The following is a 13,771-nucleotide window of genomic DNA, read 5'->3' on the forward strand; positions in this document are numbered from 1 at the left end:
CCCGGGGTCCATCGGCGTCCGTGCGCCGTGGTCGGGTAGTCGCTCCCCTCTCCTCGTGTGAGGGGAGGGAGCGACGGGGATCGCGGCGCGAGCAGCAGGGCGTCGGTGTCGGCGCGCGTCGAGATCAGGCGAAGGCGCTGGCGGGGGTCTCGATACGGCTCGCTGGGGCTACTCGACCAGCATGAACCGCACGTGCTCAAGGGGTCCGGGTGAGCGGCTGAGCGGCCGGCGTGCGATCGGACGGTGTCGATCCGCCGTGCGTTGGCCCGGAGGGCAACGGGGGGAGAGGGAGCGCGCACTGTCTTCCGGGCCGCTCGGACGGCGGCAGCTGCCCTCGACGGTCTCCGTCGTGACCGGAGAAGTCGTCGACGGACTCCTCGGACCTTCCGCGCGCGCCTCGGACACGCCGCCTCGCGCGCCCCGGAGGGCCGATTTCCACAGTGTGAGGAACCTGTGGATAACTGTGGACAACCGCCTCGGGACTGTGCGCCGGGAGAGCCCGCCTGTGGAGGGCGACAGGTCGGCCCGGATCGCTCCACAGGGCGTCCACGGGCCCGCTCACACTCCCTCCACAGGGGCGGGTCCCTCCGATCCCACCCAGGAGTAGGGGTCCGAAGCGTTTTCCACAGTTTCCACACGTGTTAACACTGTTAACGCAGTTCTCTCTTTAATGAAGCCTCGACCGGCAACCTCTCCACAGCGGCTCGGGAGTGCTCGGCGGTCCACCCCCTTCCGAGCTCGTCGAGCCCGGCGGGTACGATGGGCGACGGTCTTCGTCCGCGACTCGTCAGGGGTGTACTCGTGAGGTTCCAAGCCAACCGCGATGTCTTCAGCGAGGCGGTGTCCTTCGCGGTCAAGCTGCTTCCGCAGCGCACGACCCTGCCGATCCTCTCCGGAGTCCTCATCGAGGCGACCTCCGAGGGTCTGACGCTGTCCTCCTTCGACTACGAGGTGTCCGCGCAGACGCAGATCGCGGCCGACGTGGAGGAGACGGGGACCGTGCTCGTCTCGGGCCGTCTGCTCGCCGACATCGCGAACCGCCTCCCCAACGCTCCCGTGCGCATCGCCACGGAGGAGTCGCGCGTCTCGGTCTCGGCCGGCTCGGCGCACTTCACGCTCCTGCAGATGCCCGTGGAGGAGTACCCGAGCATCCCCGAGATCGACGCCTCCACCGGCCTCGTCCCGGCCGACGCCTTCGCGGCCGCCGTCTCGCAGGTGGCGGTAGCCGCCTCCCGCGACGACGTGACCCCCGTCATCACCGGCGTGCAGCTCGAGATCACCGAGAACACGATCGGCCTCGTCGCGACGGACCGCTACCGCGTCGCCGTCCGCGAGATCGACTGGGACAACGGGGACAACCCCGCGCCCACCCAGCCGCTCACCGCCCTCGTGCCCGCGCGCACGCTGCAGGAGGTCGGCAAGACCTTCGGCCACTCCGGCACCGTCTCCGTCGCGATCACCAACCGCGACGAGCGCGAGCTGATCGCCTTCACCGCGGACCGCAAGACCGTCACGTCGCTGCTGATCAAGGGCAACTTCCCGCCCGTGAAGCGCCTCTTCCCCGCCTCCGTCGAGAACTACGCGGTCATGTCGACCAGCGACCTCATCGAGGCCACCCGCCGCGTCTCGCTCGTGCTCGAGCGCGAGGCGGCCCTCCGCTTCAGCTTCAGCAGCGACGGCCTCACCCTCGAGGCCATCGGCTCCGAGCAGGCGCAGGCGTCCGAGAGCATCGACGCGATCGTGACCGGCGACGACGTGGTCGTCTCGCTCAAGCCGCAGTTCCTGCTCGACGGCCTCGCCGCCGTCCACTCGGAGTTCGTGCGCATCGCGTTCACGAAGACCGAGAACCCCAACAAGCCCGGCCCCGTCCTGATCACCGCGCAGACCTCGCGGGAGCAGCCCGGCAGCGACAGCTACCGCTACCTGCTCCAGCCCAACCTGCTGCTGCGCTGACCACTCCCCGGATCGCAGAGCCGCGACCGCCCCGCTCCCGACGAGCGCCCGCCCGCCGGACAACGAATCCAGGAAGGTTCACCATGCACATCGGACTCGTCGGCCTCGGCAAGATGGGCGACAACATGCGCTCCCGCCTCCGCTCCAAGGGGCTCGAGGTCACCGGCTACGACCGCAATCCCGACGTCTCGGACGCGGCCTCTCTCGACGAGATGATCGCCGCACTCCCCTCGCCCCGCATCGTCTGGGTGATGGTGCCGGCCGGCGAGATCACCGACGCGGTCGTCAAGGACCTGTCGGAGAAGCTCAGCGAGGGCGACCTCGTCATCGACGGCGGCAACTCCCGCTTCACCGAGGACTTCAAGCACGACGCGCTGCTGAAGCCCAAGGGCATCCACTACATCGACGCGGGCGTCTCCGGCGGCGTCTGGGGACTCCAGAACGGCTACGGCCTGATGGTCGGCGGCCCGAAGGAGCTCGTCGAGTACGCCATGCCCGTCTTCGACGCGCTGCGCCCCGAGGGCCCCCGCGAGGAGGGCTTCGTCCACGTCGGCGAGGTCGGCGCCGGCCACTACGCGAAGATGGTCCACAACGGCATCGAGTACGCCCTGATGCAGGCGTTCGCCGAGGGCTACGAGCTGCTCGAGACCCGCAGCGACATCATCAAGGACGTCACCGGCACCTTCAAGGCCTGGCAGCGCGGCACGGTCGTGCGCTCCTGGCTGCTCGAGCTCCTCGTCCGCGCCCTCGAGCAGGACCCGGACTTCAAGAACATCGAGGGCTACGTGCAGGACTCGGGCGAGGGCCGCTGGACCATCGAGGAGGCCATCAACAACGCCGTCCCGGTGCCCACGATCAGCGCCTCGATCTTCGCCCGCTTCGTCTCCCGCCAGGAGGACTCCCCCGCGATGAAGGCCGTCGCAGCGCTCCGCAACCAGTTCGGCGGGCACTCCGTCAAGGCCGTCGACTGAGTCGGCTGGTGAGGACTGCCTCCGGCAGTCCTCACGGCGGTCGGCTTCCGGAGGGGGGCGCGTTCCGCAGGGCCGGTGACGGACGGCGGACTGCGGCCCGCCGCCCCCGTGAGGCAGGGATGCTCTCACGGGGGCGGCGGGCCTCCGGCCGCCTCCACCTTGCTACCGACGTCGGGCGGCGAGCCTGCGGCCGCCTTCACGGGCGGGGACGGGGCTCGGCCGATCATGGTGAGCGAGTAGTGGCCCCGGAGGGGCGTATCGGGATCCGCGTCCCGGACGGTTCCGCCGCCGTGCCGGTCGAGTAGCCCGAAGGGGTGTGTCGAGACCGGGGGCGCAGGCCAGGCCGGCAGGGGGAGAGCGGACTGCAGGCGCCGGAGCGGGTGGATCGGCCGATCGGGACGGGCGAGGAGCCCGCAGGGGTGCAGGGAAGGCCCGCGACGACGGGTGGAGGAGAGGAGCGCGACGTGCAGGTGACGCAGCTGGCGCTCAGCGACTTCCGGAACTACGAGTCGGTCGACGTCGAGCTCGTGCCCGGACCGAACCTCTTCGTCGGCCGCAACGGCCAGGGCAAGACGAACCTCGTCGAATCGCTCGGCTACCTCTCCACCCTGGGCTCGCACCGCGTGTCGAGCGACCAGGCGCTCATCCGCGCCGGCCGGGACAGCGCCGTGGTGCGCGCCCGCCTCCGCAACGGCGAGCGCGACCTGCTGGCCGAGGTGCAGATCAACCGCTCCTCCCCCAACCGCGCGCAGATCAACCGCGGCGGGATCAAGCCGCGCGAGCTCCCCCGCTTCTTCTCCAGCGTCCTCTTCGCCCCGGAGGACCTCCTCCTCATCCGCGGCGACCCGTCGGCCCGCCGCCGCTTCCTCGACCAGCTGGTGATCCTCCGCTCCCCGCGGATGAGCGCCGTCCAGGCCGACTACGAGCGGGTGCTGCGCCAGCGCAACTCGCTGCTCAAGTCGGCGCGCGCGAGCGGCGTCCGCGACCCGTCGAAGCTCGGCACCCTCGACATCTGGGACGAGCGCCTGATCGCGCTCGGGACCGAGATCATGCAGTCGCGCCTCACCCTGGTGGAGGAGCTGAGCGGACCCGTGCGCGCCGCGTACGAGGCGGTCGCCGGTGCCGACCAGCGTCCGGTGCTCCGCTCCCGCCTGAGCATCGAGGGCGCGGTCGACGACGACGGCGAGCCCGTGGAGCAGCCGGGCGCCGCGTCACCGGCGGCGGGCGAGGGACTGGCGGAGGCGTTCGCGTCCGCCCTGGCCGGGGTGCGCCGCCGCGAGCTCGACCGGGGCGTCTCCCTCGTCGGCCCGCACCGCGACGACGTGCAGTTCGAGCTGAACGCGCTGCCGGCCAAGGGCTACGCCAGCCACGGCGAGAGCTGGTCGTTCGCGCTGGCGCTGAAGCTGGGCGCCGCGGAGCTGCTCCGGCGCGACTCCCCCATGGGCGATCCGGTGCTGATGCTCGACGACGTCTTCGCCGAGCTGGACGCGCGCCGGCGCGAGCGGCTCGCCTCGGTGGTCGCCGACTACGAGCAGGTCCTGATCACCGCGGCCGTCTTCGACGACGTCCCGGAGGCGCTGGCCGCGCACACCGTGCGGATCGAGGCCGGCCGGATCGTCGGCACGGGCGCCGCCGCCGCGCCGATCGCCGTGCCGGAGCCGACCGCACCCGACTCCGCCTCGTCCGATCCGGTGTCCTCCGACTCCCCTCCTCCCGGTCCCGAGTCCTCCCGCTCCTCTTCTCCCGATCCGGTCTCGTCCGACTCCCCTTCTCCTCGTGTCGTCTCCTCCGCCGCGGCCTCCTCCTCGGAGCCCGCGTCCCCAGCGCCGGCGTCCACAGATCCCGCGTCCCCGGAGCCGCCCGCGTCTACCGCCACCTCAAGGAGGTGTTCGGCGCCGACGGCCCGCGCCGCATCCGGAAGACCGTCGAGCGCGCCGAGCCCAAGGGCGACGCGATCCCGTTCGGCAAGGGCCGCGACCCGCACGACCTCGGCGACGTCCTCGACTCCCTCACCGTGAAGCTCGGCTGGACGGCGCCGCTGGCGCAGGGCGACCTGATGTCGTCGTGGACGGCGATCGCCGGCGAGGAGACCGCGAAGCACTCGACTCCGGTGGGCGTCGTCGACGGCGTGCTGACGGTCGCGTGCGAGTCCACGGCGTGGTCGACGCAGCTCCGGCTGATGCGGATCGAGATCATGAACCACATCGCCGTGAACTTCCCCGACGCGGGCATCGCGTCGATCCGTTTCCAGGGCCCGGACGTCCCGAACTGGAAAAAGGGTCCCAGGTCGATTCCAGGGCGTGGTCCGCGCGACACCTACGGCTGAGGACGCATTTTCGGTCGACCGCCGATCTTTCGCGCCTCAGATCGCCGTCCAGCGCTTCGGATCGACCTGGCACGCGGTAGAATGGAGGGCCGCCGAACCGCAGTGACGCCGCCGCGCGGGCGATCTCCAGATCACCGTGCGCGTCGCGACGGACCGTCAGAGGAGAACTCCACAGCTATGACTCACGAGCCGAACGACTCCACGTCACCCGCAGCGAACGACCTGGACGCGAACGGCTCAGCAGCCCCCTCCGCTCCGCACGAGAGCATGTCGACCAAGTCGTCCGGTGACTACGGCGCGAACCAGATCCAGGTCCTCGAGGGCCTCGAGGCGGTCCGCAAGCGCCCCGGCATGTACATCGGATCCACGGGTCCGCGCGGTCTGCACCACCTGGTCTACGAGATCGTCGACAACGCCGTCGACGAGGCGCTCGCGGGCTACTGCGACAACATCGAGATCCTGATGCGCGCCGACGGAGGCGTCACCGTCTCCGACAACGGCCGCGGCATCCCGGTCGACATGCACCCGACCGAGGGCATCTCCACGGTCGAGCTGGTCCTCACCGTGCTGCACGCCGGCGGCAAGTTCGGCGGCGGCGGCTACGCGGTCTCCGGCGGCCTGCACGGCGTCGGCTCCTCCGTGGTCAACGCGCTCTCGACGCGCCTCGACGTCGAGGTCAAGCGCCAGGGCGCCGTGTACCGGATGAGCTTCACCGACGGAGTGCCGGACGCCCCGCTCGAGAAGGGCGAGGCCAGCGACGAGACCGGCACGACGATCACCTTCTGGCCCAACGCCGGCATCTTCGAGACGGTCGAGTTCGACTACGAGACCCTGCGCGCGCGCTTCCAGCAGATGGCGTTCCTCAACAAGGGCCTGCGCATCGCGCTGACCGACCAGAACGAGGTCGAGTTCGAGGGGGAGGGCGAGAACGAGACCGAGGGCGACCGGACCGACGTCTTCCACTACGAGAAGGGCCTCGTCGACTACGTCGAGTACATCAACTCGCTGAAGAAGTCGGACCTCGTGCACTCCGAGATCATCGACTTCGAGTCCGAGGACACCGAGCGCCGCATCTCGCTCGAGGTCGCGATGCAGTGGACCACGGCCTACACCGAGAGCGTCCACACCTACGCGAACACCATCAACACCCACGAGGGCGGCACCCACGAGGAGGGCTTCCGCGCCGCGCTGACCACTCTGGTCAACCGCTACGCGCGCGCGAACAACCTGCTCAAGGAGAAGGACGAGAACCTCTCGGGCGACGACATCCGCGAGGGCCTCACCGCCGTCGTGTCGATCAAGCTCGGCGAGCCGCAGTTCGAGGGCCAGACCAAGACGAAGCTCGGCAACACCGAGGCGAAGGCGTTCGTGCAGCGCGTGGCCGGCGAGCAGCTGGCCGACTGGTTCGACCGCAACCCGAGCCAGGCGAAGGACATCATCCGCAAGGCGATCCAGGCGGCCTCCGCCCGTATGGCGGCGCGGAAGGCGCGCGAGACCGCCCGCCGCAAGGGCCTGCTCGAGGGCGGCGGCATGCCGGGCAAGCTCAAGGACTGCCAGTCCAAGGACCCGTCGATCTCCGAGATCTTCATCGTCGAGGGCGACTCGGCGGGAGGATCCGCGGTGCAGGGCCGCAATCCCGAGACGCAGGCGATCCTCCCCCTCCGCGGCAAGATCCTCAACGTCGAGAAGGCCCGGCTCGACCGCGCTCTCGGCAACAACGAGGTCCAGGCGATGATCACGGCGTTCGGCGCCGGCATCGGCGAGGACTTCAACCCCGACAAGGCGCGGTACCACAAGATCATCCTGATGGCCGACGCCGACGTCGACGGCCAGCACATCACGACGCTGCTGCTGACGCTCCTCTTCCGCTACATGCGCCCGCTGATCGACCTCGGCTACGTCTACCTCGCGCAGCCGCCGCTGTACCGCCTCAAGTGGTCGAACTCCCCGCACGAGTACGTCTACAGCGACCGCGAGCGCGACGCCCTGATCGCGCACGGCTCGGCGACCAACAAGCGCATGCCCAAGGAGAACGGCATCCAGCGCTACAAGGGCCTCGGCGAGATGGACTACAAGGAGCTGTGGGAGACCACGATGGACCCCGCCACGCGGACCCTCCTCCAGGTCACGCTCGACGACGCGGCCGCGGCCGACGAGATCTTCTCCACCCTCATGGGCGAGGACGTCGAGTCCCGCCGCTCCTTCATCCAGAAGAATGCGAAGGACGTGCGCTTCCTCGACATCTAGCTGTCGAGAAAGCGGACGTCCTCGAAAGGTGGCGGCCGGGCGGTCCAGTGGACCTCCCTCGCGACCACCTCGAACACGTCACGGCGGCCCTCGATGGGCCGCACCCTCGACCAGAACGCGACAGAGGCCCTCACCGGCCCGCCCACCGACGACACACCTGACACCCAGCGCGACCGCCGCCCCCGCTCCTCCGGGGCACGGACCCACCTGAGAGACCAGAGACCATGGCAGAAGAACCCACCACCCCCACCGGCCCGGACGAGAGCGACGACATCGTCACCGAGACCGGTGTGGTGATCCACGGTCACGACAAGATCGAGCCGGTCGACCTGCAGCTCGAGATGCAGCGCTCCTACCTCGACTACGCGATGAGCGTCATCGTCGGGCGAGCCCTGCCGGAGGTGCGCGACGGCCTGAAGCCCGTGCACCGCCGCGTGATCTACGCCATGTACGACGGCGGCTACCGTCCCGACAAGGCGTTCTCGAAGTGCTCGCGCGTCGTCGGCGACGTGATGGGCCAGTTCCACCCGCACGGCGACTCCGCGATCTACGACGCGCTGGTCCGCCTGGTGCAGCCGTGGAGCCTCCGCTACCCGCTCGCGCTCGGGCAGGGCAACTTCGGCTCCCCCGGCAACGACGGCGCCGCCGCCCCCCGGTACACCGAGACCAAGATGGCGCCGCTCGCGCTCGAGATGGTCCGCGACATCGACAAGAACACCGTCGACTTCCAGGACAACTACGACGGCCGCACGCGCGAGCCGGCGATCCTGCCGGCCCGGTTCCCGAACCTGCTCGTCAACGGCTCCGTCGGCATCGCGGTCGGCATGGCGACCAACATCCCGCCGCACAACCTGCGCGAGGTCGCCGCCGGCGCGAAGTGGGCGCTCGAGAACCCGGACGCGACGCGCGAGGAGCTCCTCGAGGCGCTGCTGCAGCGGATCAAGGGACCCGACTTCCCCACCGGTGCGCAGATCCTCGGCGTCCGCGGCATCCAGGACGCGTACCGCACCGGCCGCGGCTCGATCACGATGCGCGCCGTCGTCTCCATCGAGGAGATCCAGGGCCGCACCTGCCTCGTCGTCACCGAGCTGCCGTACCAGGTGAACCCGGACAACCTGGCGATCAAGATCGCCGAGCTGGTCAAGGACGGGCGCGTCTCGGGCATCGCCGACATCCGCGACGAGACCTCCGGTCGCACCGGCCAGCGCCTCGTCGTCGTCCTCAAGCGCGACGCCGTGGCGAAAGTGGTGCTGAACAACCTCTACAAACACACGCCGCTGCAGGAGAACTTCGGCGCGAACATGCTCGCGATCGTCGACGGCATCCCGCGCACGCTCTCGCTCGACGGCTTCATCCGCGCGTGGGTCGACCACCAGGTCGAGGTCATCGTGCGCCGCACCCAGTACCTCCTCGACGAGGCGGAGGCGCGGATCCACATCCTGCGCGGCTACCTCAAGGCGCTCGACGCGCTCGACGAGGTCATCGCCCTCATCCGCCGCTCCCCCACCGTGGAGGAGGCGCGCGACGGCCTGATGGAGCTGCTCGACATCGACGAGGTGCAGTCCCGCGCCATCCTCGACATGCAGCTGCGCCGCCTCGCGGCCCTCGAGCGCCAGAAGATCATCGACGAGCACGACCGGATCCAGGCCGAGATCGAGGACTACAAGTCGATCCTCGCGAGCCCGGAGCGCCAGCGCACGATCATCTCGGACGAGCTCGACGAGATCGTCGACCGCTTCGGCGACGACCGCCGCACCGAGATCCTCTTCGGGTTCGACGGCGACATGAGCGTCGAGGACCTGATCCCCGAGGAGGAGATGGTCGTCACCGTCACCCGAGGCGGTTACCTCAAGCGCACCCGGAGCGACTCCTACCGGGCCCAGCACCGCGGCGGCCGCGGCGTGCGCGGCGCGCAGCTGAAGGCCGACGACATCGTCGAGCACTTCTTCGTCACCACCACGCACCACTGGCTGCTGTTCTTCACGAACACCGGTCGCGTGTACCGCGCCAAGACCTACGAGCTGCAGGAGGCCGGCCGCGACGCCAAGGGCCAGCACATCGCGAACCTGCTCGCGCTCGAGCCGGGGGAGCAGATCGCGCAGATCCTCGACATCCGCGACTACGAGGCGGCCCGCTACCTGGTGCTCGCCACGCGCGACGGCCTCGTGAAGAAGACGGCCCTCTCGGAGTACGACACGAACCGCTCCGGCGGCATCATCGCGATCAAGCTGCGCGACGGCGACGAGCTCGTCTCGGCGCTCCTGGTCGAGGAGGACAGCGACGTGCTGCTGGTCTCCCGCAAGGGCATGTCGATCCGCTTCACCGCGTCCGACGAGGCGCTGCGTCCGATGGGCCGCTCCACCTCCGGAGTCCGCGGCATGTCGTTCCGCGGGGAGGACCGCCTCCTCGACGCGAACGTCGTCAGCGACGAGGGCTTCGTGTTCGTGGTCACCGAGGGCGGCTACGCCAAGCGCACCGCGGTCGACCAGTACCGCCTCCAGGGACGCGGCGGGCTGGGCATCAAGGTGGCCAAGCTGGAGGAGAAGCGCGGCGACCTCGTGGGTGCCATCATCACCGGAGAGGACGACGAGGTGCTCGTCGTGCTCGCCAGCGGCAAGGTGGTACGCTCTGCGGTGGCCGAGGTACCGGCCAAGGGTCGCGACACCATGGGAGTCGTCTTCGCACGATTCGCTGAGGACGACCGCATCATCGCACTCGCCAAGAACACCGAACGCAATCTCGACGCCCAGGACGAGGATCCCGACGCCGCGGCGCCGGCCGAGTCCGCTCCGGTGTCGGAGGAGGATGGGTCCGTAGATGAGTAGCACCGTCGCCGAGAAGCTCGCCAGGAAGTCCGCGAAGAGCCCGGCGGCGAAGCAGGTCCGCCTGAAGCTCGTCTACGTCGACTTCTGGTCGGCCGTGAAGCTCTCGTTCCTGCTGGGCCTGACGCTCGCGATCATCACGATCGTCGTCGTCTACCTGGTCTACACGGTCCTGGCCCAGACGGGCGTGTTCGACGAGGTCAACGGCCTCGTGCAGGACATCGCCGGCGCCGAGGCGTTCGACCTCAACACGATCATCTCGCTGCCGCAGGTCATGGGCTTCGCGATCGTCGTCGCGGTGCTGAACACCATCGTCACCACCGCGCTCGGCGCGATCGTGGCGCTGCTGTACAACCTCAGCGTCAAGATCACCGGCGGCCTCCTGGTGGGCTTCACCAACCAGTAGGGCGCACGGTCCGGCCGATTGGGATTCCTGCTCGATGTCGGGTAGAGTCTCCTCTGGCCATTCCGGGGGTATAGCTCAGGCGGTTAGAGCGCTTCACTGATAATGAAGAGGTCCCAGGTTCAAGTCCTGGTACCCCCACCCGGTCCGAACGGCCCGTCACCTCGCGGTGGCGGGCCGTTCGACTCTCGGAGACGGATCGCCCCGTCTCCGGCCCGGGGCCTTAGCTCAGTTGGTAGAGCGCCTGCTTTGCAAGCAGGATGTCAGGAGTTCGAATCTCCTAGGCTCCACACTTCCTCCCCGCTCGCGGGTGCTCCCCTCACAGGCCCTTCTGGTCTCCCGGCCCACGGCACTCCGGGTCCTCCGCCGTCGCGGGGTCACCGTGTCGAGGTCTTCGGCGGCCTCTCCTGTCGCCGACCGTGCGGTCGTGCGATCGAGGCCGCCGCTCGGACGGCCGCCCGCTCAGCGGTCCACGCAGGCGAGGCCGAGGAACTGCTGGACCGAGAGGGTCTCGGACGTGCCGTCGCGGATGTCGCCGACGATGATCTCGCCGACGGAGAGCGTGTCGAACTGCTCGGCCGTGAAGACGACCGGGCGGGCGAGCACGGAGCGGTCGGTCGCGTAGGCGCCCAGCGCGAGGTCGACGCCGAGCGGGAACCGCTCGATCACCGTGTCGGCCGGCCAGACCGTGGATCCGGAGAGGTCGGTCGCGCCCAGCTGCGTGACCGGTGACGGGGAGACCCAGCGGGTGACCCTCCGCAGCCCGTCGCCGATGGTCAGGGGGGCGGAGTCGGAGGCGGCGAGGTCGAGGCCGTCGACGGATCCCGAGCACACGACGACGACGCCGAGGACCTCGCCGCGCTCGCCGCCCCGTCCGAGCCCGACCGCGGCCGTGGTCACCGGCTCCTCGGAGGCGCATCCCGAGAGCGCGAGGGCGCCGAGCAGAACGACGGTGCTCGCGAGCGCAGCGCGACGGTGCATGGGTCCTCCCGCGGCCACCCTACGTGGGCAGGGCGAGGGCCAGAGCGGCGAGAGCCTGCGGAAGGGAGGGAGCGCCCTCCGCCCGGAAGACCACCTCTCCGGCCGTATCGCGCACGACGACGGTGGGGGTCGAGCGGACACCGGCGGCCTCGGCCTCGACGGGGTGGAAGGCCACGTCGCGCTCGCGGATCTCGGCGGCGGGGACGAGCTCCGCGGCCCGCTCCAGCACCGAGCGCGCGGCATGGCAGGCGCCGCAGAAGGCGGAAGTGTAGAGCTCGACGATCACGACGAAGGGAACGCCGGGGCGCGGCCGGGGATTCCCGGGCACCGTCAGCGGAGGAGCCAGGCCTCGTTCATGGTCAGGGCCGCGTCGACGAGCTCGACGCGCTCCAGCTCCTCGACGTCGCTCAGGGGGAACCAGGCGGCGGCGTCCGTGGAGCCGTCCACCTCGTGCGTGAGCTCGCCGCCCACGATGCGGGCGCGGTAGACGACGCGGATGGCGTGCAGGGGGCCGGCCTCGGGATCGCTGCGCCGGTGCGCGGGGATCACGTGCGAGTCCACGCCGATGAGGGCCTCGAGCTCGGCACGGTAGCCCGTCTCCTCGAAGATCTCGCGGACCGCGGCGTCGGCGGGCGACTCGCCCTCGTCGATCCCGCCGCCCGGAAGCGTCCAGGCCGACCACGGCCCCTGGCTCCAGTGCGCGAGCAGCATCCGCTCGCCGTCGATGATCACGCCGTACGCGGCGACCCGGATGTCCACCGCAGAAGCCTAACCCGGGCATGCGAAGGAGCCGGACCCCCTGAGGGGCCCGGCTCCGGCGACGAGAACGTCAGGAAGCGGTCGAGGCCGCGTTCTGCGCGGCGCTCTGCGGCTCGTCCTCGGCGACCCACAGCTCGTCGTCGGCGCGGAACGTCTGCCAGACGGCGTAGCCGATGCCGCCGACGGCGACCAGCGCGGCGCCGATCGCGAAGACCGTGCCGACCTTGCTCTTCTTCTTCGGGGGAGTGGTGAGCTCCTCCCAGCGCGCCTTCGAGATCTCGGCGAGCTTCGCGCGGTTCTTCGAGTCCTTGGCGGCCTCGAAGGCGGCGGCAGCCGTGCCGCCCACAGCGGCGAAGGTCGGGACGACCTTGTGCTTGTAGGCGTGGCGGGCCGAGGAGTACGTGCCCTCGACGGCCGAGACGCCGTTGTCGTAGACCGGCTTGACGCGCGAGTCGTACGTGTCCTTGACGAAGGGGACGAGCTCCTTCTTGGCGTACTTCGACGCGTGGCGGCGGCTCTTCTCGAGCACGGAGGCCGCGTGCGCCAGCACCTCCTGCTGCTCGCCCCAGACCGCCTCGGCGTTCTTGCGAAGACGCTTGAGGTCCTTCTTGTGCTTACGTGACAGACCCATGTTGGTCCTCCATCGGCTACGAGCAGCGAACGCCTCAATACTGCCACTCATCGATCGGCGTCCGCATCGCGCACCCAGCGCATTGACACCGGGCGTTGCAGGGGCCTACAGACGCGCTGTGCGAGAATCCGAGCATGCCTTTGCACACCGCAGTCGCGACGTTCCACACCAACAAGGGCGACATCGTCGTCAACCTCTACGGGAACCACGCTCCCAAGACGGTCCGCAACTTCGTCGGTCTCGCGACCGGCGACATCGAGTGGACCCACCCCGCCACGGGTGCGAAGACGAAGGAGCCGCTCTACAACGGCACCGTCTTCCACCGCATCATCCCCGACTTCATGCTCCAGGGCGGCGACCCGCTCGGTCAGGGCATCGGCGGCCCGGGGTACCAGTTCGACGACGAGATCAACTCGGAGCTCGACTTCACCCAGCCCTACATCCTCGCGATGGCGAACGCCGGCAAGCAGGCGGGCCGCGGCACCAACGGCTCGCAGTTCTTCATCACCGTGGCGCCGACGACCTGGCTCCAGGGCAAGCACACCATCTTCGGCGCCGTCGCCGACGAGGAGTCGAAGAAGCTCGTGCAGTCGCTCTCTGCGGTCCCCACCGACGGCCGTGACAAGCCGCTCGAGGACGTCGTGATCGAGAGCGTCGAGATCACCGAGGTCTGATCGC

The 13,771-nt window shown here is 69.8% G+C and carries 11 protein-coding genes, 2 tRNA genes and 1 pseudogene; 10 read left to right on the forward strand and 4 right to left on the reverse strand.

Annotated features, from left to right (window positions below; genetic code table 11):
* Positions 1-801: 801 nt before the first annotated feature.
* The 9 genes and pseudogenes from dnaN (at position 802) to C5C57_RS03920 (ending at position 11,012) form a co-directional block, all read left to right on the forward strand.
* Positions 802-1,953, forward strand: a complete 1,152-nt coding sequence (gene dnaN, locus C5C57_RS03880) for a DNA polymerase III subunit beta (RefSeq protein ID WP_104222678.1) — start codon at positions 802-804, stop codon at positions 1,951-1,953.
* 83 nt (positions 1,954-2,036) lie between these two features.
* Positions 2,037-2,924 carry a phosphogluconate dehydrogenase (NAD(+)-dependent, decarboxylating) gene (gnd, locus tag C5C57_RS03885; RefSeq protein ID WP_104222677.1) on the forward strand — a complete coding sequence of 296 codons (888 nt, stop codon included), beginning with the start codon at positions 2,037-2,039 and terminating at the stop codon, positions 2,922-2,924.
* 464 nt (positions 2,925-3,388) lie between these two features.
* A pseudogene (recF, locus tag C5C57_RS03890) lies at positions 3,389-4,549 on the forward strand (DNA replication/repair protein RecF); the annotation flags it as partial.
* A gap of 389 nt (positions 4,550-4,938) precedes the next feature.
* Positions 4,939-5,250, forward strand: coding sequence for a DUF721 domain-containing protein (locus tag C5C57_RS03895; protein WP_258059326.1), 312 nt, complete (start codon positions 4,939-4,941; stop codon positions 5,248-5,250).
* Between the two features lie 267 nt (positions 5,251-5,517).
* A complete protein-coding gene (gyrB, locus tag C5C57_RS03900; protein WP_208543372.1) occupies positions 5,518-7,497 on the forward strand; it encodes a DNA topoisomerase (ATP-hydrolyzing) subunit B in 1,980 nt (659 codons plus the stop codon).
* Positions 7,498-7,721: 224 nt separating this feature from the next.
* On the forward strand, positions 7,722-10,322 hold the full coding sequence (gene gyrA, locus C5C57_RS03905; RefSeq protein WP_104222674.1) for a DNA gyrase subunit A: 2,601 nt from the start codon (positions 7,722-7,724) through the stop codon (positions 10,320-10,322).
* Positions 10,315-10,725 carry a DUF3566 domain-containing protein gene (locus C5C57_RS03910; protein ID WP_104222673.1) on the forward strand — a complete coding sequence of 137 codons (411 nt, stop codon included), beginning with the start codon at positions 10,315-10,317 and terminating at the stop codon, positions 10,723-10,725. Before gyrA ends, C5C57_RS03910 begins: the two co-directional genes overlap by 8 nt.
* 64 nt (positions 10,726-10,789) lie before the next feature.
* Positions 10,790-10,863, forward strand: a tRNA-Ile gene (locus tag C5C57_RS03915).
* A 76-nt stretch (positions 10,864-10,939) separates the two neighbouring features.
* Positions 10,940-11,012 (forward strand) — tRNA-Ala (locus C5C57_RS03920).
* 172 nt (positions 11,013-11,184) lie between these two features.
* Here C5C57_RS03920 and C5C57_RS03925 read toward each other — a convergent pair.
* The 4 genes from C5C57_RS03925 to C5C57_RS03940 all read right to left on the reverse strand — a co-directional run bounded on the left by C5C57_RS03925 (position 11,185) and on the right by C5C57_RS03940 (position 13,093).
* Entirely contained in the window at positions 11,185-11,703 is a 519-nt protein-coding gene (locus tag C5C57_RS03925; RefSeq protein WP_104222672.1) for a hypothetical protein, read from the reverse strand.
* Positions 11,704-11,722: 19 nt separating this feature from the next.
* Entirely contained in the window at positions 11,723-12,031 is a 309-nt protein-coding gene (locus tag C5C57_RS03930; protein WP_258063508.1) for a thioredoxin family protein, read from the reverse strand.
* A 2-nt stretch (positions 12,032-12,033) separates the two neighbouring features.
* On the reverse strand, positions 12,034-12,462 hold the full coding sequence (locus C5C57_RS03935) for an NUDIX hydrolase (RefSeq protein ID WP_104222671.1): 429 nt from the start codon (positions 12,460-12,462) through the stop codon (positions 12,034-12,036).
* A gap of 70 nt (positions 12,463-12,532) precedes the next feature.
* On the reverse strand, positions 12,533-13,093 hold the full coding sequence (locus C5C57_RS03940) for a hypothetical protein (protein WP_104247539.1): 561 nt from the start codon (positions 13,091-13,093) through the stop codon (positions 12,533-12,535).
* Between the two features lie 134 nt (positions 13,094-13,227).
* On the opposite strand from C5C57_RS03940, the gene C5C57_RS03945 reads away from it, so the two are divergent.
* A complete protein-coding gene (locus tag C5C57_RS03945; RefSeq protein WP_104222669.1) occupies positions 13,228-13,767 on the forward strand; it encodes a peptidylprolyl isomerase in 540 nt (179 codons plus the stop codon).
* Positions 13,768-13,771 lie beyond the last annotated feature (4 nt).

The sequence above is a fragment of the Rathayibacter sp. AY1C5 genome (genome assembly GCF_002931705.1).
In the GTDB taxonomy this organism is placed as follows: domain Bacteria; phylum Actinomycetota; class Actinomycetes; order Actinomycetales; family Microbacteriaceae; genus Rathayibacter.